Raw genomic sequence first — 21,959 nt, forward strand, 5'->3', positions numbered from 1 at the left:
AGCTAATAACTCCCTTCCAACAAATTAAGTTTTATAAATACTATATAAATTTGCGATCATCAAAGGGGGGTTTTTAGATATCCTCTATAATCGGTGTCCATACTATCTCTGAAATGTCATGTTCAACCGCGACCTTAGGAAAGTATTGTAGTGAAAAAAGAAGAATCGAGCGTGAGTTTTCAATTTGATTAATTTTTAGCGAAATTCTCAATCTCTTAAAAAAGGTTGAATCATATATGCTAAATGGGAGAAAAATATATGCTCATCTATTCCTGTCTTTATAATGAGTCTTCCGCTCATGCTTGTCTTATACCCAAGGGTACGTTCATGGGGACTGTTCTGGACCGATGTGATCCGGCTTGAAGGAATCAGACTCAATTCGGTCAGATCGTATGGTCGGATAATGGTAATCATTTCAGGGATATGCCTGGGCTATGCCAGAGGGATTATTAATTGCCTGTATTTTTCAGGGAGCGGGGTTCTGTCCGGTGGAATAGGGATTGCTATGATCCGTATCGGTTCACGAATTTAAAAAAAGGTATTTTACCAGTAATATTCACATTCGTAATAACAATCAGAACAATCTTCTTCATACAGTATGCAGTCATCAGATTCATATGTCAGATCATATGAATCACAATCACAGGATCCGCCTCCTTCTAATCCACCATAATTATCATCATACGTTCCTGAATCACTCTCAAATTCGATCGTATACCGCTGATATGCTGAAAATTGGCTTCCTTCATTACATACTTGAAAGGCCTGACATTCATGAGGAGCAATGAGTTCTGCAACCCAGGGACGGTTTCCTTGCGGATTGTTTACATAACATGTATAGACTACTTTATAGGGAGATCCAGATATTGCAGCTGTTTCTTCCTTCTGGCATTCAGGACCAAGGTATTCATTTCCCTTATCTGCTGGATAATATCCTCCACCTCCGCGGGTCTTTAATGACTTAAATCCAGGATAATAGGGATCTACTTTCCAGGTGACAGTGAGCCAGCCGGTTGTCGGAATTTCAAAATTAGCTTTAACTCGTTGGACTGGATTATCAGAAGTATATCTTCGTTCTTTTGATGCCAGCTCAAGATCGACTAATGTTACTGCTGTAACAGGAAAGGTCACGAGCATACCGAGAAGGATGAGAAGGAAACAATAATATATCATTTTTTTCTCAGGTAATACATTCATAGACATATCACCATCCCAATCATGTATATGAAAAAAACCGAATTATCTTTTTATTCTCCATGAAGACTGAAGATAGTAATCAGATAAAGACTCATTTTTTCATATAACATATCATAATACCATTTATTATTTAAATGTTTTGATGCGAGGAGGAATATCATTCGCTATAAAAAATTTACGAATATTGTACTATATTCAGAAAATGGTAATGTGGGTCTAACTCTTAATAATAATGTTTGCATATAATACAGAAAATACCTGTGAGTTCCTCATGGCCCAATCACATTGTATAAGAGAGGATATGATCTTCTCACGCCTCGCCGGTTGAGTTTCCAAGAGGCACTAATACCGCCTTTATGTTCAGAACCTCATCATGGAACAGGGTGAACGATCGGGTATAATCAAAATACCCCGGATATTTAATGACCAGTTCATTGGCCCCAGACTCCAGACCAAATACTTTCAACGAGTTCAAATTTCTTGTTTTCCCCTTATATTCACCATTCACATACACATCCGCTCCGGGTGGTGAACTTGTAATCAAAAATCCGGTGTTTTGATAGTAATTCGATTGTGCACTATTGGTATCCGAACCAGAGGGTTTGAGTAAATCCTGAATATTTGAAATTTTTGGTGTCTTGAACATATCAGAATAATCAAACGTTGGAGCATGAATGCCGGTATAATACCATGTGGATCCATACCCGAGATGGTGATCAAGATAATATTTGAACCAGTCAATTTGGTCTTCATCAGTGGCAGCTGAAACCAGGCATCCTGCTATGATTATGAAAAAAAGTATACACAAGGCATATTTGATCATTGATTTCACCAACATCACTTGTTGATATGAATGTATTCGTGACTCAATAGTATTTGAGAGTTACCCAACTTTTCATCGAAAATTTACGGCCATTTCCGGTGTCAGAGATTAGCCAGGATTCTCATGCGAGCAGTTCATTGCAAAATAATATGCGATATTGGAAAAGAGCTCCATTTCATCAAAACCTGGGAAGCGAAATTATTATAATGGTATCATGATGAAAAAACTACTTCATTGATTTTCTCACTCGAATATCAGAAAAGATGCTAAAATGGCTGAAATCAGTCAGCGATAAGAGATGTAAAAAAGGGGAAATTTGATTATGAATCAGACCTTACAACTTTGAAAGAATTGCTTCAATACTTTTAATCTCACCCTCATTTACCGTATAGTTACCAGCATAATCCTTGTATCCCGGAAAACTTATGCTCACATTATATTCACCTGGAATAAGGCCTTTTACTTCCTTCGCCTTTAATGAGCGGGTAATACCTACACTTTCACCATTGACAAAGATCTCTGCTCCGGGAGGGGTGCTGGTAATGCTAAACCCGGTGTTCGGATTATATACACGCTCGGTATTCACAGTTGAATCTAAAGTAAAGTCAGTTTTTAACTTGGTTCCCCAGGTTCCATAGTAATCGTTATAATCATAGTCGGCTGTTACAACAGATACCAGACACCCCATGATAAACAGGAGTCCGAACATTCCAATACTATACTTGATCATATGATGCACCATACATTTTCCCCGGTTGAAGATAAGGTTTCTTGAAAAAATCGGAGGATAATCAACTTTCTGGTGTGACGTTTCCCATTTACGCTCAGTAGAATTTTTTAATCGTTACCAGGGAAGGGAGAGGAGCATGAAAAGAACGGTAGTTCTTCATACTTCGCCTTCATATCAAGCAGGAATAGGAAAATTAATACCTTGGCGGATAAATGACATTCGAAGAGACATTTCGTTTTCAAACTCATCGGGAGTAAGAAGAATGTAATCAATTTGTTTACGGTATATTTTAATTACTTGACGGATAGGTTTTTTATTGCTTTTCTTCTATCAAGTGAGCTCATTCCAATAAATGATGGAGAAACTATTGCAAGATCAACATCACTTTCGTTCGTTGCAGTTCCTTCATTGTGTGAACCAAATATGATGATAGCATTGAGCTTAATGTTTTTTTTTAATTTCTTCAGATAAATCTTGTATTAAAGATTCAATCCACGAATCCATGATAAAAAATCTCCGGTATCATCAATTATCATCTGTGCAGTCTCTTCAGAAATATCATTGACGAGTGTTTCAAGCATTGGAAGATATCGTATCTTCACGCTTATATCCTCTAATAGATCTATGAAATTATCATACTTTTCAGGAATTCCACCAGGAATAGTTTGGATCAAAAATTCAAGACTATGAGTTCTTGGAGGTTGTGTCTTTGAATAATAAAGATACAGCGCTTTCAACCCCTTTTCAAGCGTCAAATGACAACAAAATATTGCTTTAGGAAATCTTTTCCTTGAAAAAGGTATTCAGCATCTTCATAATCTTATTCTGCCTGAAATACCCATTCTAATACTTCAGGATCCATTATTCATATATCCTTGTCAATGGTAAGATAAAATTGTTAATGGATGAATTTTCTTTCTATTAGGCCAGATTCTATACAATTAGATCCATCTATATACACGAAGCCGATGCAGATGAACCGGATATATTAGTACTATTCCGGAAAATTATCGTCCTCATGCCATCAGGAGATACAACGCATCGGACATGAACAGGTTTTAGAGAATTATCTTTGCATTGAACTGAGCACATGATCTCCTGATATGCCATTTCAGGCAATCGCTCATACATATGCATCAACAACTCCCGGTTTTTACTATCAGGACTACTTTTCCGGACCCAGGTATTCCATTCAGGAATATCATCGATGGTATATCCAAATTCAGAGATAAACGAAGGATTCAGGTAGGTTACTCCACCAGCATAGTCGGTAATGAGAACCGGATCACCAATGTATGCGATAACATCCAGGAACCGGGATTCACTCTTGCTCATACACTCCTGCGTAAGTCTTCTGGCAATCGCTATGGAAGCCTGACGAATAAATGACTCAATAACCATATGGTTTTCCAGTTCTTCATCAGGCCGAAGACACATCCCTACAAACCCAAAGAGCTGGTTTTGCCAGGCCAGACCAGCGATACACATCTTCCCTATTGATTGCTGCACGATAAAGGCTTCACAAACTTCCCTTGAAAATACCTCACTACAGATATCATAAAAAGAAAGCGGTTCATACGGAAAAAAGGGCCGAAATGGAAACTCCCTCATAATCTTCATCGTTTCAACGGTCTCATAATAGGGAGGCTTACTCATATATTCCTGAATGGGAAAAACAAGACCGGATACATCATTCCCGTTATTGAGCTGTCTTGAACATTCGAAAAATGATGCATCCCGGATTGACTCGATCTTGTACCCTTTCTTCAATGGATCATACGAAACAACCCAGGTCCGGGGGGGTTTGGGGAGGAGTTCTGAAACCTTGTCGGCAATATACTCATAAATATTCGCATCGGATGGCAGATCAACCAGTTCCATGGCAGTATGAGCTAGAAATTCCATATTTTTCAGGTATTTTTTCGTATCTGTAATATCCTCAAGAATGATAGTAAGACCGGTATCACCTTCGTCAAATATTGTTTGAATAACCTCCACTTACCTTTCGCTGATCTTATAAGGTAAATGTTAAATTATAAAGCTTAACTTTATATCTGAGAAGTGTACATATATATGGGATGATCGCTCCGACACATCAAATTGAACACATCGGCGGAATCCCATATATCTTTGAAACATTAAAAGAACTTCAAATCATACGAATTTTGAATGAGGTATATTCGCCTCACAGAAACTGGGTGGGTTTGCCGATTGGTGAAACGATTGCCATTTGGATCTGCTACTGCCTGACCGAAAATGATCATCGTATGTGTCCCTTGGAGAAGTGGGTTACTACCAAAAAAAATTTACTGGAAAAATTGATTGGTTTTCAATTTAGTCCAAAATGCTTTACTGATGACCATTTGGCTCGTATATTATCTCTATTGCACAATAATGAACTTTGGAACCGATTTGAATCTGAATTAAATCGTTCTACACTGCGTATATATGGTTTAACGGATGAAAACATCGTCCGTCTTGATATGACAACAGTAAACAGCAATGGAATTATCGATAAAAACGGATTAATACAATTTGGCAACTCAAAAGATGACGCCTCCCTCCCTCAAATAAAAATCGTACTTTCAGTGCTTGATGTGCTGGGTTTGCCCCTCACCGTTAGTGTAGTCCCTGGAAATTGTGCTGATGATCCTCTCTATATCCCTGCAATGGAAAAGGTGAAAAAATCTACGGGACAATCTGGATTACTTTTTGTGGGAGATTGCAAAATGGGTGCCATAGCAACTCGTTTGTATACGACTATCAATAATGACTTTTATTTATGCCCGTTATCAGAAGTCTCTCATCCTACTCAGGAAATTTATTCTGCAATCATAGCACATCAGGAGTCTAATCTTTCCTTCACACAAGTTTCACGATCGTACTATGATGGAAGCGATGCGATTATAGCCGAAGGATTTGAGAAAAAAATATCTCATTCAATGGAATATGAGGGGAAAATCATAACCTGGGAGGAACGGCTAATCTACGCAAAATCATTTGCTCATGCAAATAAATTCAGATTATCACTTGAAGAGCAAGTAAAAAAAGCTTTCTTTGAGATAAATTCAATGAATAAAAGAGGAAAGGGAAAGAAAATTTACCGAACAATCGAGGAAGCAAAAGAAAAAGTACATGCTATTCTTGGAGATAAGGGATTAACAGCGGTATTCGAAGTTGAGTATATCGAGCATATTAGTAATACTCCAAAACGAAAATACGGAAACAATCCCGCCAGAATTGAACAATCGACGAGAATTGAGGTTAAACCAACTATTAACTTGCAAGCCCTTCAACAAGCGCAGGAATTATCAGGATGGAGGGTATATGTAACAAATAAACCAGAAAATGAATTATCGATGCAAGATGTTGTTCTGACTTACCGTGATCAGTATATCATAGAGCATCAATTTCATCGGCTGAAGGGAAAGGCACTTTCACTTGCCCCAATGTTTATTCAACGAGATGACAGAATTGATGGTTTAGTGAAGTTTTTGACTATTGTAATGAGACCACTTGTTATTATTGAGAAAAAAGTCAGGGATTCGCTGAAAAGTAGAGGTCAGGGTTTGAGTGGTCTTTTCGAATATAATCCAACGAAAATAGTAAATAATCCTAAAACTGAAAGAATTATTGAGTTTTTCAAAGAGATTTATTTGTTAGTTTCATTTTATGGTGAACAGGTTTTTTACACAATTACTGGGATAAATCAAAAGCATCGAGAGATTTTAAATCTGATGAATGTTGATATTAGTGTTTATACTCAATTGGGATCAATTCAGGAATCTGAATTTAAGATCAGCGAACGGTGAGCTCCATTTTAAAAAAGAGATTATTTTTTTCGGTGGAGTAGCGGATCTCATTCATGACATGATCACCTTTCGTCGAGGTAATCGTCGCAACGGATTCTGGAGATGAGACGACTGGTATCATATCCTCAATGATATGCCGCCCGATGAGGTCTTCTTTCTGCATATTACAAAACTGTATGAAATGCTCATTTGCCTGGACGATATTGAGATTATCATCCACGATAAGGATCATATTCCGGGTAAAACACAAAAAAGCAGATAGGGGAATCCGTTGTGATATCCAGTAGACGTGGGCTGAACCTATTGTTTTTGATTCAACTTTCCCTTCGGCTTTCAGAATATTCAGACATCGGGCTATACTATTGCGGTCCTTATGAAGTTTTTTCGAGAGATCGGTTATGGTCAGTCCCCGGGGATTTGACTTCAGGCTTTTGAGGACCAGACTTGGAATATCGGTATCCTCTGCCATAAGCAGAGATAACAATCTTTGACATGATAATCTTTGTGTTTATAAATATTTATAAATAATACAGGATGAGAAAAGGCATTTGATATCAGCTTATGACTCTCACCTGGTCCCGACCTGGTTCAGCTCAGTCCAGACTTTGTCCAGACCTGATCATTCAGATACCATGGTGAATGAGAATCATTAATACGGGAGAATAACAGTTACCATCAAGCATGATTTATGAAAAAAAAATCAAGGTATTCATCGTTTTCTTAACCCCATCCTGTGTAGCAATCCAGTTATGACCAGCTGTGTGGCTGAATATCTTTCTGCCGGACAAGTAATCGATCTTCCGAATTCTCCCCCTGTATCATTTTCAGAGGGAATGTAGACTCTTGTTGAAGATGAGATTGAGAATGCAGGCATTCCAGGGATCCTTATCGAAGTCGTTACACCAGAATGGACATGGATGAGTGCAGCAGGATATTGTTCTCCCCTATCCAGTGAATCTCTAGACTCAGATATGCGTTTTTTGATTGCCAGCGTTACAAAATTGGTTACAAGTATTGTAATTCTCAAACTGGCCGAAGAAGGAAAATTATCTCTTGCTGACCCGATCGAAAGATGGCTGCCAGCATACTTGATGGATAGAATCCCAAACGGAAAAGAAATGACCATCCGCCAACTTCTTGATCATACCAGTGGGATCGCTGACTATGATAAAGAATTAATTAATCTTGAAGAACTTCATAATCCCGACGTTCCAATACCCTGCCAGGTAAGCATTGAACAAGGTCTCAGTGCCAGCCCACTCTTCAGCCCTGGTACGAATTATACCTACTCGAATGTAAATTATATTCTTCTCACGCTCATTATCGATGCTGCTTCAGGGATTCCATACGAGGATTATGTCACACGAAACATCATCATACCCGCCGGACTCAAACACGTTTATTCAGCATACCAATCATACACCCGGCCCACACATCCGGGCGACAATGCCAAAAGAAAACGGGACGATAAATGATTTTACCGACCTCTATATTCTGTTTGACCGGGGAGCAGGTGATATTGTCAGCACAGTGAGTGACATGAACCGTCTTCATAAAGCTCTCCGGCAGGGGGACCTGTTAAGGAATGAATCTATTGCAGATATGGAAAAACCAACGCCACAATATGGTAAAACCGGATATGGTCTTGGGTATACCACGACCCAGGTTTCTCCACTGGATATTACCATTCAGGGACATACCGAGGGATATTCAGGATCATTCTCCTTCTGGTATTATCTGCCTGAAAAGGATACATACCTTATCTCTGACCTGAACTCTATTGGAACAGACCCGAATGCGATGAAGACGATCCGATCCTCTATCCTGCAATATCTGAAAGGGACCATTCCGGATAAAAATAAAAAGCAGTAATTGGAGAGAGTTCCTACCGGATTTTTTTAAGAAATTAGCCGTTACTGTTCATGCATTCTTTTAACTGCGGTGTATGTATCGATGAATGATGTGAGTATCCGGAATCCTCTTTCCGTAATAATATAATCTCCCCGTTCATGCCTTTGAATGATCATACCGGCTTGCTGTAACTTTCTTACATGGAATAATAAATTTCCACCCCTGAGTCTGGTCAGGTGAGAAAGTTCTGAGAATGTTTTTGTCTGCTTTGAAACTGCCTGGATTATTTGAAACCGGGTAGGACTCGCAAACGGTTCGATCATCTGTGAAACGATCTCTTCATCAGTAATCTGAACCAGTGTAGGTTCGTTTTCTTTTTTATCCAGGATCCCTAAGGATCTCATAAGATCAATCTGTTTATTGAATAATCGAAAAACTTCGGTAAAACAGATATCACATTTGTCAAATGGTCCTTTCTTTTTCAACTCAACAAGTTGGTTTTCGTAGGATTGGACAATCTCTTCGGTGATTTCCCCATTTTTGATATGCTGCGAGGTGGTAGTGAGAAAGTCAAGAAAGATCTGAAAACAGGTATCATGCATCTTGCATTCATGAACCATGGCATGAGAAAGACAGTCTCCTGCTCGTTCAACCTGATGATGTGCCAGTAATCCGGAGTATTCATTCCTGATATCTGAAATAATGGCGTTTACATGAATCTGATTGGTCCGTTCCATAAACCGATGAAGATCTTCACGGAGTGAATGAATCTCCTGTTTAATAGAATCAAGAGGAAGATGAGTGTCCGATGGATTTTCCATACCTACCATCCTGTTAGACTGATGAGGAGATAACTTTTCGAGTTAGGAAAATATACCACCAGCCATATTAGTCATTTTAATAACGCTCAAGTATATTTATTCAACTGATGATGTAGTATTGGTGAGACAGATGCCAACATGGAAATGTACCGGTACAGAAGTTACGGCAGAGAAAGCACAGGAATCTCTAGATAACATCAAGTCTGCCTGCTTCGGATGTCAGATCCATAGCAATGACTGCCCAATTTCTCATGCTGCCCAGGAAATTGCATGCATGATTGAGGAGTGAGAAGAATGACAACAGTAAAAGACCAGATCCATGCACAGATATCAGGAGCACTTGCAAACGCCTCCTTTCCGATAGATACGCCAGAAGCATTACTTGCAGCGTTTCCCGCAGGAGCGGATACCACCTGTCAGGTGGGAGATCTGAAGATGACCGCCGGAGAAGCAGGAAAACTCCTTATTGCCACTGATTTCCCCTTTACCAGTGCAAAACAGGTAGCAGACATTATTGTTGAGCGTGCGGGGTTATAGATCCCGAAATTCCTCCATGTTTATTTATTTTTGTCTAAAATCTACTGGATTTTTACTCACGTTTCATCAACCGCTTACATCTGATGAAGAAGCGGTATTATTACATCTCACCTTATCTTTGATGATCAATGGAAATCCGCCCTGATAAGAATCGGAAATATTTTTAATTTTATGGTTCAATCGAGAAAAATAGAAAAAGGGGTGATTTTTACAAGGATTTTCTCATAATCAGGTACGTATTCCCAAACTCATCTGAGTATCTGTCAAAGATGTCGGTTTGCTTTTTCAACCCATCAATTACCATCAGAGCGTCCTTATCGTCTGCATATTCTTCTTCAAGACCTCCAAACCTCTCCCTCAATTGTCCGTAGAAACTTTCCTCCCATACTTGTGAAGGGAGCCGGAAGGAACCAACCAGTTCTAACCCGGCATTCCGGACTATCTCAAATCCTTCATCTTCGGTTATCATGGTGGGATGGAATTCGGCGAAGAATTCCCGTGGCTCTTCGGAGGGGGTTTTTGTAAACCAGAATATATCCGAGATCATGATATATCCACCCAGTTTCAGGAATTTTTTCCAGTATCTGACAGCTTGTTCGATACCGATGATGGATGCACATCCTTCTGCCCAAATAATGTCAAAAGACTCCTCTTCAAAGGGAAGATTATCCATAGATGCACAGACCGTTTTAATCCGTCCTGAAAACCCTTCGACAATTATTTTTTCTTCCAACGTATCGATATATGGCTGGTGGATATCTACCGCCCGGATCCTACAGGACTGACACAGGCGGGCAAGGGCCATCGTCTGTGCACCCTTCCCACACCCGACATCAAGAATCTCACCACCTCCTGGAGGGAGGTCTGTGATAAATAAAAATGCCTTTTTGGTGTGCTCATCATCGCCCCCACCCAGTCTGGGGAGAGATTCAAAAACCTTAAATACTGAACTGGTGTCCATATTTTTTTAAATCTTAACATTTTAAGTAGTTTCTGTTCCTTTCGGCAGAGGAACGTTTGTTTTCTTTAAAACAGTCTGTATCAGTTATTCTGATCTGAATCGAGACTAGCCGTAATATGAGGAGATGGTGGGATCAGAATAATCCATTATGCTACTGGGAATACCATATCGGAAACCAAAACGCTAATTTTCTCCAGTCAAAACCCAGATAGATGAGCAAATAAGAACTGGAAGATATCCTGAAAAACAAGATTTTAACCACCATGGAGAAGACCATGCGATATAATGCACGATTACGAAAAGAATACCCCCGCTCACTCATCCAGCTTGCAGGCACGACGATCCGGGCAGGGGCAGTACATAATTATCGACGGACACGAATTTATTATTTATCCACAGATAAACTGAGCCAGCGATGTCGTATAAAAATCACTCCTTCTTCTCTTTATTAGTAATACTCAGAGAGCAGGCAGAGTTTATGACAAAAGAATCAGAGTTTGGACCATCGGCAAGAAACCCCCCTTCAACGGTTAGTTCCTCATATATCCTTCGATATTCCTTTTCGTATTCGATTCCCGCCTCTTCCTCTTTACCTGGAATAAACCAATATCCTGAACAAAGTGAAGGAGTAGATACGGATCACCGCAATTCGAGATCTCGTTTAAATGAATCATGTATCCCATCAATTATATCACGGGTCCGATATTCATCATGAAATTTCCCTTCGATTTTCTTAACCTCTTCGGAAATATCCTTCATCCCAACGACTTTCCCATGCAGTAATTCAAGATCCCACACTGTCCCATATGCTGATGGTTTCTGAAATCCCATATGGACATAATGATCCCTCTTAAAATCCGTTCCAATCCGGAGTAAACCGGTATAGGGAATGTGAATCTGAAGACCTGCATATTCAAATGCATCATATCGTCCAGGGGTCGCTTCAATCCCATGAATCTTTGGATAATGGCCACGACCATCATTCACACACAAGGTATCCAGATAGAGAGCATCTTCCACAATTTTATAGGCACAATAAAATCCGCGATAGCATGCGGTGTGCATCATTTGGGGAGATAATCCATATGTTTCAGGATTGAAAAGCCCGATTTCGTCATCGTAGCCTTCAAATCCAATAAGTTCATACGTTTTAGTATTCCAAATGACCGTATCCGGTATTTGTGCTGTCATAGTACCCGTGATGAATGATTAGGAGGCAAGGGATAAAAAAATTTGGAGATTGTAAAATATCCATTGCAGGTTCTCCCTAAATTCCTCCAAATAGAGGTTCTTAAATAGATTATTCTAAAGTAGACCGAAAAGTCCAGGGAGATGGGTAGAAGCAAACAGAAAAATGATAGGGTACGCGTCGATACGGTACTATCCAGAGAAGGTTCAGGAGACTCTTATGCTTATGAAACTTTGCATATACTCATGGATGGGAAAGTGACTGTATTAGACGTACCTTTTCCATAAGAACATTCGTCTATCAGAAAGGAGGAGAGATAGTATTTTGGTAAGAATATTATACCGAAGATATCGTATTGATCATCTCATCATCTCTCGCACAGGGGATGAAACTACCTCCTGACACCAGGAAGAACTCATGATTGAACTGGTAGTCAGCCTCTTTAAGCGGAGAATAATTACCGCTGCACAGGCATGCAGATTAACAGGATTTTCTGAAAAATTTTTACTCATCCAGCATCTTCAGCAATGCATCCCTTGGTTCTGTATAATACAATACAACCAATCTGGCAGCGAGTTCATCAGACATTTCGTTCATCTGTTTTCTGCAGGAAACCGGGAGAACTATTGCTAAAGCCCCTTTTTCTGCTGCAAGTTCAGCCATATCAAGTGCATTGTAAACCGGCTCAAGAGTTCCACCAACACTCATTCCTCCAGCAATAACATATCCTCCTTTTGTGCTTTTATTAAGAGCAGCAGAACAAAGGGCGATTAATATAGGAACAGACAATGAAGATCCTCCACTGACCGGGGTCATTGCCCGGACCTGAACTGAGAATTCAACAGAAGTAGGATCATGATCCCCGACAAGAGATTTTGCACGAGTATAGAGAACTTGTTCAGCAGATCTTAAACTTTCCCGAAGTCCAGCAGCAGCTTTTACATTTATCAGCCGGATAGAAGATCCGGGAGTAACAGTAATCTCGAGTTTATAAAGTCCGTTCCCTTCATTTCCTTCTCCAGGACCTAAAGCCCAGACTTGGCCGGGAGGGAGAGGCTCAGGTGAAATTGTATTCTCGCGATGGAGTTCTGGTGTTGATACATATTGCTCAATCCCTTCTATTCCGAGCCGGTAACTAAACATAGTATTTCGGAATTCTGCGGAACCGATCCGTTTTTGTTGTTCCTTTACTCTTCTTCTACATTCAAGAGCAAGGCGGACAGCCCATTCAAGATCTTCATCCGAAATATCCGAGTCATGAGCAGGATATAGAAGTTTTAGTAATCCATCAAGGGTTTTTAAGACACCTGTCCGGTCTCTTCCTGATAGAGCATCCCCAAATGATACCCGATCCATTATCTTCGGTAAGCGGGAATCATTTCTGAGTTGTCTAAAGCATTCAGACAGGAAATCAGATACAAGACCGAAATGAGTGGTAAGTTGTGTCGGGTGATATTTCGGGAAATCCCATCCTGGTATGTAACTGTGAATCCGGTCCATGAAAGCAGTATCATCTCTCATCTCCGGAGGGAGGGGGCCAAAAAGATGACCGATCCGTTGTTGATGTTCAACATCGACATCGAAATTTCCCACCATTACAAGCCCCCCCTCAGCCCGGATATTTTCTCTTCCACGGCTGAATTGACCGGAGGCCATATAGCCTTTCATGATATTGACCCCCTCTTTCGTGTCAAATTTTATTCCCGCTACTTCATCAAAACAAACAAGATCATATTGACAGACAAGTCCTCTCTGGCCCGTTGCATTATTGACGAACATCTTTGCAACGGTTGCTTTTCCTCCACTAACGAGATGTGAATATGGACTGATTTCCTGGTAGATGTAACTTTTACCCGTTCCTCTTGGACCTAGTTCAACACAATTGTAGTTCTTTTCTACATAGGGGATCATCCGGAGGAAAATAACATCCTGTGCTCTTTTTGAGAGGGTTTCTGGTTCAAGTCCAATACTTCTGATAAGAAATGAACGCCAGTCTTCGGTGCTCATCTGCTTCCGACCTTCAGCAAGATCGGAAAGGACATTTCTTTTCGAGAGTTGAATCGGTTTTAAGTTTGTGATAGAGAATGGTCGGCCCCCTTTCCCCTCTATTCCGCTTCCATATTCGATCTCGACTTCAGCATAAAACCCCCCGGTGAGCATCCGTTCATTATCATAGACCATTTCCGCAGGGATGTATACATCATCAAGGATCAAAGAGGGAAGACTAGCTTCAAAAGTATCAGTTTTCGTATCCAGCCGTGCGGTAACGAGATCTATTATTTTGACTGATCCTTTCTCCCTGGCACGGGCTTTAAATAACTCCTGTTCACCTGCCCGAACTATCCGTTCCTGAAGTTGTCTTTGAACGATCTCAAGTCCTTCTTTGATCTCTTCGTCATCAGTTGTTGCGCAATATCGTCCGATAAGGAATTCAGCTACATAGGTAGGGACCGGATAACTTCCTCTGAATTGCTGTGCCAGATCTTTCCGGACAACGTATCCATCAAATATCTTGGTTACTTGTTCGTCCAGGTTATCTAATTCGGCCATTTTACTTACATCCCTCCAATAGTGGTCTCTTCCTGAGTGATGATCTTTCCAGTTTGATCAGTAATCACCAACCAGGCCTTTTTTCCTTCGTGTGTGTCATCCCAGATTGCGATGGAGATTACGCCATCAATCGGAATTTTTATTTGGTCTAGTGAATTTCCATCCTTATCTTTTAGGAACGTTGAGGTAGCATCTCCGGGCTGTTCCCGAATATCTATGATATATCCAGGACCAGTTGTGGCGGTAATTTTACAACGCATTCCCTTCCATTTTATCTCATCGATGACCACACCAGTCTTAAGACTCCTCCCTTTTATAATAGTAATTTCTGGAATTACCATCTCCTGAGGAGACAAGCCACCATGATCGAAGACCGTATTCTCCTCAAAGCAGGCACCCTTGGGGGCACATGCAATATTCTTCGATCTGTCCCAGAACCATGGGAGAACCGGATATGATACCTGGGCGTTATCACGTAACAGAGCACAACGTCCCTTTTTTATCTCTGTATTTCCCACGGGAAGTTCTGCTTTTTCCATGCCACCCGGGAGATAGATAAAGCCATGGTCAGTGACAATATTGATCTTTTCCCATCCAGTTTGGATTAATTCAATAATTCGTGCTTCTATTCTGGACAATTCCCGATCAACAGTATGAGCAAGAGTCAATCCCTTATCATGTCCTTCATGATCGATATTGCCAAATTCTGTCCATCCTCCTCCTGTTGGGTCGCCCAATTCATCATTTTTAATGACCTGGTATCCTTGTTCTTTGAGGAGTGAACGGAGTGATTCGATACGTGCAAAAGCTCCTGAACCTGTCTTTGGAGTGAGTTCATCTCCTGCATATAGTTTGGAAGCGACGGGCATTACCGCCGGTTTAGCCGTCTCTGTAATGCTTGGGATGACTGATAATTGAGGGGTAAGGGTAGTCTGATATCCAGCAGCAGACAGGAGGGATTGTAACCGATGACCGAGGTCCATCCGTAGACCATCAATGAAAAAGTAGAGAACTCCAGCTTGTGCAGGGATTTCTTTTTTCTTCTGCTCTGGAGGGGCTTGTATCCAGGTTTTTTGAAATGCGTCAATAGTTGTGTTCAGCCAGGGTTTGTATACATGAGCAATGACTTTTTGTAAGAGGGCGAGATGCGATGAGGTGTGAACCGATGCTATCGCGGAGAGGACTGCGTCATCAATCTTCCATGTTTCATCAGCATATCGTTCGATTTGTGCTTTCAAATCTCCGCCAGTCTTTATCTGTCTTGAATTTTCTACCAGAATCGACAGGTACTTGAGAGAATGGGCGAGATCTGCCTTCCCGATCCGTGCCCATACCCAATCTCTTCGCTTTTTGTGTTTTTCTTCCATTTCAAGGATGAGATCTTGTGCCTGTGCGAGTGGCAAAGAGAGGAGCGATTCCAATTCTTTCAAGAGCTCAGTCTCTTCCTTCTCATTTATCTGTGGCCAGGATTCCTGATACGGGGTGAAAGCAGGAACTTTTATTGTAGAAAGAATAGCGGGAATGTTTGGATATCTCTCTGGATTTTCAGTAAATCTATCCCATATCTCATTCCATTTCCCTTCCTGGGTCGCAAGCTTGGTTGCCCCGGCGAGTGATCCGTCTCTTTCCGGATTGAGGTTATATTCTTTTATAGATATTCCACAGAATGGCTTCCATTGCCCTGATTCTTTCATCTGCTTTTCTGTTTCAACGGGATCATGAATCCAGGTAAGTATCTGTTTTCGTGGGTCTGGTAATTGGATTTGATGCAGATATGTCGCATGTAATGGAGCGTGATGTGATAACCTTTCGATTGGCTCGTCAAGAAGAAGTCCAATACTCGTCCGTAGTGCTTCTTTTGTTTCTCCATCCTGTTTGATGGCAATTCCAGGTCCTGGATCTGATGATTGTAGAAATGTAACAAGGGTCCAGTCTTTTTTTGTTTTCGATGTCCATGATACGCTTCGGTGATATAGCCCCATCAAGGGTTTTAGTTCTCCTGGGACAGTTGTGGGGTCACGTAGTTCTTCCCGACTATAACCGGGGAGATAGAGAATGGGTATGTTCCGACTGTTATCTTCATGGTGCATAACAGAAGTTCTGATGTAAATTGCCGGGCCGGTCAGTGTCTCTTTATTATAAGACCCATACGTGTAGATGGTAAATCTCTTCTTCAGGCGATCAATGACTGGTTGCCATTCTCCGGTTTTATCAAACCAGAATACAGAGAGAGGAGCAACTACGTCTTTTTGCGCATATTCTCGTGAGACTTTTTGAAGAGAAGCACAAATAACCTCATCAAGTTTTTTTGTCATATCATGGTTCTCCTAAAAGTGGAGGGAGCTGTTCTAACGTTGTCAACCAGGAATTAAAATGAGGACATGTTGAACGAATATGATCCAGTGGAATTTTTTTGATTATTAAAATATTATGGGGATTTTTCTGGTACGATGGGTAAACATGATGAAGTCTTTTAGATGGAGCCGTATTTGGATTATCATTAATTTTCTCGGGTTCGCCGGCGATTCTAATAATTTCCTGCAGTTTTTCTTTTTGTGATGGACTATTTATGCCAATTACATTGTCGATTGCATAAATATCAGAAAATAGGAGGGTTTCATATTCATAGAGTTGAATATGAGGAATAAACCGTCGGTTGGATATATCTTCACTGATTGATGCTTCTAATACGATCACTTTCTCTTTACCACTCATTGAATCAGTTATCATTTGATTTCCTGGCGTATCATGAGGGAGACCATAGAGATCGAACATAGTAGTGACATAACAATCCTTACGGCTGAGTCCATTTCTAATATTTTTTTGTATTTGAGTATAGGTTCCAACACCGCCCCTGAAGGTCTTTGAGTGGATTGATGTTGTTATAATTTGTACAATTCCCTGAATGCCAAATGAATAGAGATGAGGAATGATGATCTCATGAATAAATTGTCTTTCAGTTTGACCTTCGACTATAAAGTGGAGATGAATACTCATGAATTCACCGTAGGATGACTGAAGGATCGCCACCCAATAAGCCACTTTGCCATAATTCTGCAGGACTATAATCCTCCAGCCATTCTTTGAGGGCTTCCTGATCCGGAGTTCTGATGGTAGAATACCCGTGTTTTCTTTCAATAATTCGGATTTCATCAAGAGTGAACTGGTTTAAGAGTAATGGGGACTGAGTTGTGATAAGAACCTGATTATGTGCAGAAGCACTTTTCATAAGTCCAGCGAGGATATCAATTGCAACCGGGTGCAATCCTAATTCAGGTTCATCAATTATTATTATTGAAGGTCGCAACTCTACCGGTTGCATGAGAAGGGTTACGAGTGAAGTAAACCGAAGGAGACCATCTGACATCTGATGTCCCTGGAAGATAGTATCACTTCCTTCTTCCTGCCATGCAAGGCGAATCATCTCCTGGTTCTCTGCTGTGGGACGTAGTATAAATGTATGAAAGAACGGGGCTGCGAGCCGGACGGTCTCTTGAATTAACTCAAAGTGTTGAGGATACTGGTTCATTATAAGGTACAGGTATGCTGCAAGATTGGAGGCATCAGGTTTCAGGGAGAAATTATCAGATATTGGCCCAATAAGACGTGCACCAGAGGTGTCACTGGTGTCATGAAAATGATACACAGAGGTGTCTGAAAGGAATTTTTTTATCTTTTTTCCGTCAAGGAGATCATAATTCAACCTGATTAGGATGCTTTCCCGGTACCCGGGTGGATTTTTCGCATGTGAGACTTCCCTGACTCCTCCAGGAAAGGTTTGAGGTCTTTTTATATCCTCCTGAATAAACACGAGGTTATCATCACTCGAAGGCTCACAGGCAGCATGGTACACAAACTCTTCAAAGGTAAGAGTAAATTCAATTTTTTTAGTGGTATCAGGACCATTATAGAGAAGACTATGTGCACCACCAGCCTTGGCTATTGCATATGAAAACCGACCTTCTGCTATCCTATGTAGAAAATAAAAAGCGGAGAGAAGGTTTGATTTTCCTGATCCATTTGCACCGATACATACCGTGAGGTGGTTAAGGGGAAGATCAACATATTCCAGTGATTTAAATCCCTTGATGCAGATATTTTTTAATTTCATCCGTGTTCCCCTGCCTCTTCTCTCGCCTTCAGCTTCTCTGCCAGTGTGAAGTGCAGATCATTGAGCCGATCCGTGGTCCCGGAACAGTTCGGCACCGGATCTTTTCCCCGGTCCTTGTTCCAGTTGATCTTCGGCTGACTCCGGAGCACTCCAGCAGTAACAAACGGCCTGATATTCATCCGAACTCCATCGTTTAAATCAGGTTCCCATCCAATCGGCTGCTCATGGAGCGGTTTCCATCTCACATAGATATCATAGGGAGACTCTCCGTTCAGGATGAGGATGAGTTTTTTCTTGAGGTCTTCAGCAGCCTTGAGCCGGAGTTCCGCTCCGGTCTTTTCAGCTGCAACCTCTTCCCTCTGCTGGGCAATCCAGGCACCGAGGTATGAATAGATGAGTTTTTCTAATGCTTTCCGGTCAAGGAGATGGTAATTGACGAGGACCGAGAATCCGTCTTTTCTCCCGTCCCAGATCTGCCAGATGAATGGTCGCTGGTGGAAAAGTTTACAGTGAGCAGTAAAGAATTCATCCCGGAGATAGAGTTCCAGGTCTCCCTTTACCGCTCCCTCTTTTGTGGTATATCCGGATTTGATGAGGAGTTCCTGCTCCTTCTGAATTGACCAGTCTGGAAATGCTGCAGCAAGCATAGCCCTGACATATTCGACCAGTTTTGTTTCTCCTTTCACCGGGGGAAGACAGAGAATGCCGTCGTCGTCAACGTATGGCTGAAGTTCCTTTGCTTTTTCGACCCATTCCCGTTGTTCATCAGAGAGTTCCATCTCCGGGTCTAGTTCTGCCGGCCACTGGTATTTGAGAAGTTTTGCGACGGCTACCTGAATCGGATCATCGGAGTTGGCCGGGTGGCCGTGAAAGATCCACTGGGTAGGGTCGGAGGAGTAGGGTTTTGGCAAGCCGTTGGGGTATTTCTCGGCGGCTACTTTGGTCCAGTATTCGAGATCGAAAGGGACTTTCACAAGGGTTGCATTTGTGACGTTGAGTTTTTGATCGATTTTTCGAACCGCATCGTGATATTCAGAAGATGAACAGAAACACCAGATTGCAGTTAGATGATCTGGATTATAGGGAATAAATGTGGCAGTATTGTTATCATAATGTGGCCCACAATGAATAGTCACTGGAAGATTGTTCATTTGAGATATACGAACACCTATTTTATCCCATGCTTGCCAACCTTGTTTCCATCCACCACTTGCGTATTGTTTTTCAGCTAATATTCTTTGATATTCAGCTAGTTGGCCTTCTCCATTTTCCCAAAGTAAAATTTGACTATTCCCTGAATAAAGAGAGGTTTTTTCTACTGTAGATCCAAAATAGACCCACTCTTTACCTTTTTCATTTTGCTCCCAAAAATTTTGAATAAAGCGTAATCCATCCCCAGTTCTCTGACCCATATATGCAAATCCGAATTTCTCTAATAATATTCCTTGAATATTATCAAAAGATATTCTTGCATCGGGATTATCAATCTGGCTTCTTTGAGAGATTTTTGTAATTTTTCCTGTTATTAATTTTTGCTCTTTTTCCATTGGATTATTTAATTTAGAAACATCTAATCCTTCTATATAATGGTTTTTTTTATGAAATTTACTAATTATTAGTAATTGAATATTAAAATCCCACATTGGAGTATGAAACCCCTTAGGCCCAAGACGTGCAATCATATTCCAAACCGAATTATTCAACAAATTTATCCGCAATTTGGAATATGTAGAAAGAAATAACCAATTTTGTGGAATTACAATGGTTGTTGTCCCTCCCTTTTTACAAAATTCCAAACCTTTCTCTAAAAATACTGTTGCTAGATCGTTTTTAGAGAGTGGATAATAATTTGCACAGAAATCCTTAATGCCTTCATGCTGTTTCAGCCGTACTAAATATGGCACATTCGTCGCAATCAGATGGTATCTCCCTGCCAGCATTCCTGCAGCCCGTGCCAATCCATGAGCTACAACTCCGATTCCCTCTCGTTCCTCATCCCTCTTTGTCGCTAGGACTTTATCGAGCATCGGAGCAATCTGATCCCAAGTAATCGGAATGATTTTCCCTTCTCCAAACCGTCGCATCGGGTCAATTAAACTCCCAAGGACCGGAGCCTGGGCAAACTCATCATACAGGAGATCCAGGGCAAAAGCAAGATCCTGATTATCACCGGCAAGAGCCACCCACTCCTCTTTCTTCGACGTTATCGCAAGACCTGAACAGGCAACCGGCATATCCGGGAGCAGATGGTATCCCCCGGCATCCGGATAGGTCCAGGCAGCCAGAGCAAGAGCAAATGCCGCAATCTCGACACACCGCTCATCAATCTCAAGTCCATGGAGGTTTTCTGATAGAACGGCATCTACCGCTTTTCCTGCTGATAACCCTTCCATCTCCATCCGCATCGGGACCAGCATGAGAAGCGTAGCCACGAGAAAATGCCCTGAACCACAACAGGGATCAAGCATCTTGAGTTCAGAAAGCTGGTCAGGCCACTCGGAGAATGTCCCGGAAGCAGGAGTCCAGACTCCATTTTCATCCTGTACAAACCGGAGATAGGTCAGGGGAACACCGGGGAGAGACGCCTTTTGTCTCAATTCCTCTTCAGAAGTGGCAGTCTTGAGATCCTCTTCTTTCAACCTCTTCCCTGCCCACCAGGCTCCAAGTGAATTATCAAGGAGAAAATGGACCATGTATGGTTCAGTAAAGAGCTGGGTTTGGGAAGGCAATTCCGCAGCTCCTATCTTGACACCTGACTTATTCACCTCATCTTTCTTCTTCGTCTGCCAGAACTGGTATGTCCACCCGAGGGCATCTGAAGTTCTGAACGTATCTCCCGGAATCTGTGCAAGGATATCACGAAGAGCATTCCTATCCTCCGGGGCATAGGTTATCTTCAGGAGCGGATCATCCTGCTTGAATATCCCGGGGAGCATGTCCGAAGCATACCGGGCAGCAAGTTCCCAGGGGTCAACCTGCTCATCATGGGCGAGTTCAACCAGATCTTCAAAACTAACCGATACCTGATGTTCAGGATGGATGAGGAGATCATTCTCGATAAGAAACCGGGCAAACAGCATCCGGTGCCATTGTTCATACGCAACCGACCGGATAAATTCCTCTTCCGTACCAAGCCGACGCAATACCACCCGTACCCGGCGACGAAGTTCAGCCTGCTCATCACTCAGGTGTTCTGGTTTCTTCTCATCCGATACCCCAAGTGAGATAAGAGCTTTCCGTGCTCCTTCCTCCGAGATATCACGGGCTTTTTGAACTGCTTTATCTAGAGCGTTCCGGTCAGATTTTGAAAGGGTGGTCACTGTATCAAAACCTCCTGTTTCTGATGTGAAAGAACGATATTGCGAATCATAAAAAAC

The 21,959-nt window shown here is 41.5% G+C and carries 22 protein-coding genes; 7 read left to right on the plus strand and 15 right to left on the minus strand.

The window, feature by feature from the left end:
• The first annotated feature begins 283 nt into the window (after positions 1-283).
• Entirely contained in the window at positions 284-532 is a 249-nt protein-coding gene (locus tag MHUN_RS05570) for a hypothetical protein (protein ID WP_048067314.1), read from the plus strand.
• An 11-nt stretch (positions 533-543) separates the two neighbouring features.
• Here the strand turns inward: MHUN_RS05570 and MHUN_RS05575 are convergent, their stop codons facing one another.
• The 6 genes from MHUN_RS05575 to MHUN_RS05595 form a co-directional block, all read right to left on the minus strand.
• Positions 544-1,173, minus strand: a complete 630-nt coding sequence (locus tag MHUN_RS05575) for a hypothetical protein (RefSeq protein ID WP_143709375.1) — start codon at positions 1,171-1,173, stop codon at positions 544-546.
• 334 nt (positions 1,174-1,507) lie between these two features.
• Positions 1,508-2,020 (minus strand): PEGA domain-containing protein, encoded by a 513-nt coding sequence (locus MHUN_RS05580; protein ID WP_011448095.1) that lies wholly within the window; start codon positions 2,018-2,020, stop codon positions 1,508-1,510.
• A gap of 334 nt (positions 2,021-2,354) precedes the next feature.
• On the minus strand, positions 2,355-2,750 hold the full coding sequence (locus MHUN_RS05585) for a PEGA domain-containing protein (protein ID WP_158498170.1): 396 nt from the start codon (positions 2,748-2,750) through the stop codon (positions 2,355-2,357).
• A 293-nt stretch (positions 2,751-3,043) separates the two neighbouring features.
• Entirely contained in the window at positions 3,044-3,223 is a 180-nt protein-coding gene (locus MHUN_RS19955; protein ID WP_083758505.1) for a nucleotidyltransferase domain-containing protein, read from the minus strand.
• A 6-nt stretch (positions 3,224-3,229) separates the two neighbouring features.
• Positions 3,230-3,553, minus strand: coding sequence for a HEPN domain-containing protein (locus MHUN_RS05590; RefSeq protein ID WP_083758407.1), 324 nt, complete (start codon positions 3,551-3,553; stop codon positions 3,230-3,232).
• 148 nt (positions 3,554-3,701) lie between these two features.
• Positions 3,702-4,748, minus strand: a complete 1,047-nt coding sequence (locus tag MHUN_RS05595) for a PAS domain-containing protein (protein ID WP_011448098.1) — start codon at positions 4,746-4,748, stop codon at positions 3,702-3,704.
• A gap of 80 nt (positions 4,749-4,828) precedes the next feature.
• Here MHUN_RS05595 and MHUN_RS05600 point away from each other — a divergent pair, with 80 nt between their 5' ends.
• Positions 4,829-6,562 (plus strand): IS1634-like element ISMhu4 family transposase, encoded by a 1,734-nt coding sequence (locus MHUN_RS05600; RefSeq protein WP_011447340.1) that lies wholly within the window; start codon positions 4,829-4,831, stop codon positions 6,560-6,562.
• Here the strand turns inward: MHUN_RS05600 and MHUN_RS05605 are convergent.
• Positions 6,549-7,031: a PAS domain-containing protein gene (locus MHUN_RS05605; RefSeq protein WP_011448099.1), complete on the minus strand. Its 483-nt coding sequence runs from the start codon at positions 7,029-7,031 to the stop codon at positions 6,549-6,551. The genes MHUN_RS05600 and MHUN_RS05605 overlap by 14 nt on opposite strands.
• A gap of 418 nt (positions 7,032-7,449) precedes the next feature.
• Here MHUN_RS05605 and MHUN_RS19855 point away from each other — a divergent pair, with 418 nt between their 5' ends.
• Together MHUN_RS19855 and MHUN_RS19860 are read left to right on the plus strand one after the other, a co-directional pair.
• Positions 7,450-8,037, plus strand: coding sequence for a serine hydrolase domain-containing protein (locus MHUN_RS19855; RefSeq protein ID WP_324435218.1), 588 nt, complete (start codon positions 7,450-7,452; stop codon positions 8,035-8,037).
• A complete protein-coding gene (locus MHUN_RS19860) occupies positions 8,009-8,434 on the plus strand; it encodes a serine hydrolase (RefSeq protein ID WP_052288821.1) in 426 nt (141 codons plus the stop codon). Before MHUN_RS19855 ends, MHUN_RS19860 begins: the two co-directional genes overlap by 29 nt.
• Positions 8,435-8,475: 41 nt before the next feature.
• On the opposite strand, the gene MHUN_RS05615 is transcribed toward MHUN_RS19860, so the two are convergent.
• A complete protein-coding gene (locus MHUN_RS05615; RefSeq protein WP_011448100.1) occupies positions 8,476-9,234 on the minus strand; it encodes a winged helix-turn-helix domain-containing protein in 759 nt (252 codons plus the stop codon).
• Positions 9,235-9,364: 130 nt separating this feature from the next.
• Here MHUN_RS05615 and MHUN_RS18945 point away from each other — a divergent pair, with 130 nt between their 5' ends.
• Both MHUN_RS18945 and MHUN_RS05620 read left to right on the plus strand, forming a co-directional pair.
• Entirely contained in the window at positions 9,365-9,523 is a 159-nt protein-coding gene (locus MHUN_RS18945; protein ID WP_158498171.1) for a hypothetical protein, read from the plus strand.
• 5 nt (positions 9,524-9,528) lie between these two features.
• Positions 9,529-9,771 (plus strand): MTH865 family protein, encoded by a 243-nt coding sequence (locus MHUN_RS05620; RefSeq protein WP_011448101.1) that lies wholly within the window; start codon positions 9,529-9,531, stop codon positions 9,769-9,771.
• Positions 9,772-9,979: 208 nt separating this feature from the next.
• On the opposite strand, the gene MHUN_RS05625 is transcribed toward MHUN_RS05620, so the two are convergent.
• Positions 9,980-10,732: a class I SAM-dependent methyltransferase gene (locus MHUN_RS05625; protein WP_011448102.1), complete on the minus strand. Its 753-nt coding sequence runs from the start codon at positions 10,730-10,732 to the stop codon at positions 9,980-9,982.
• 263 nt (positions 10,733-10,995) lie between these two features.
• Here MHUN_RS05625 and MHUN_RS18615 point away from each other — a divergent pair, with 263 nt between their 5' ends.
• A complete protein-coding gene (locus MHUN_RS18615) occupies positions 10,996-11,184 on the plus strand; it encodes a hypothetical protein (protein ID WP_143709377.1) in 189 nt (62 codons plus the stop codon).
• 187 nt (positions 11,185-11,371) lie between these two features.
• Here MHUN_RS18615 and MHUN_RS05630 read toward each other — a convergent pair whose 3' ends face one another.
• The 6 genes from MHUN_RS05630 to MHUN_RS05655 all read right to left on the minus strand — a co-directional run bounded on the left by MHUN_RS05630 (position 11,372) and on the right by MHUN_RS05655 (position 21,902).
• Positions 11,372-11,923 (minus strand): hypothetical protein, encoded by a 552-nt coding sequence (locus MHUN_RS05630; protein ID WP_011448103.1) that lies wholly within the window; start codon positions 11,921-11,923, stop codon positions 11,372-11,374.
• Positions 11,924-12,425: 502 nt separating this feature from the next.
• Positions 12,426-14,471, minus strand: coding sequence for a BREX system Lon protease-like protein BrxL (brxL, locus tag MHUN_RS05635; RefSeq protein WP_011448104.1), 2,046 nt, complete (start codon positions 14,469-14,471; stop codon positions 12,426-12,428).
• Positions 14,472-14,476: 5 nt separating this feature from the next.
• A complete protein-coding gene (pglZ, locus tag MHUN_RS05640; RefSeq protein WP_011448105.1) occupies positions 14,477-16,786 on the minus strand; it encodes a BREX-1 system phosphatase PglZ type B in 2,310 nt (769 codons plus the stop codon).
• Position 16,787: 1 nt separating this feature from the next.
• A complete protein-coding gene (locus MHUN_RS05645; RefSeq protein WP_011448106.1) occupies positions 16,788-17,468 on the minus strand; it encodes a DUF4276 family protein in 681 nt (226 codons plus the stop codon).
• Between the two features lie 4 nt (positions 17,469-17,472).
• On the minus strand, positions 17,473-18,582 hold the full coding sequence (locus MHUN_RS05650; protein WP_011448107.1) for an AAA family ATPase: 1,110 nt from the start codon (positions 18,580-18,582) through the stop codon (positions 17,473-17,475).
• Entirely contained in the window at positions 18,579-21,902 is a 3,324-nt protein-coding gene (locus MHUN_RS05655; protein WP_011448108.1) for an Eco57I restriction-modification methylase domain-containing protein, read from the minus strand. Before MHUN_RS05655 ends, MHUN_RS05650 begins: the two co-directional genes overlap by 4 nt.
• Positions 21,903-21,959 lie beyond the last annotated feature (57 nt).

Origin of the sequence: Methanospirillum hungatei JF-1 (assembly GCF_000013445.1) — an archaeon.
Taxonomy (GTDB): Archaea; Halobacteriota; Methanomicrobia; order Methanomicrobiales; family Methanospirillaceae; genus Methanospirillum; species Methanospirillum hungatei.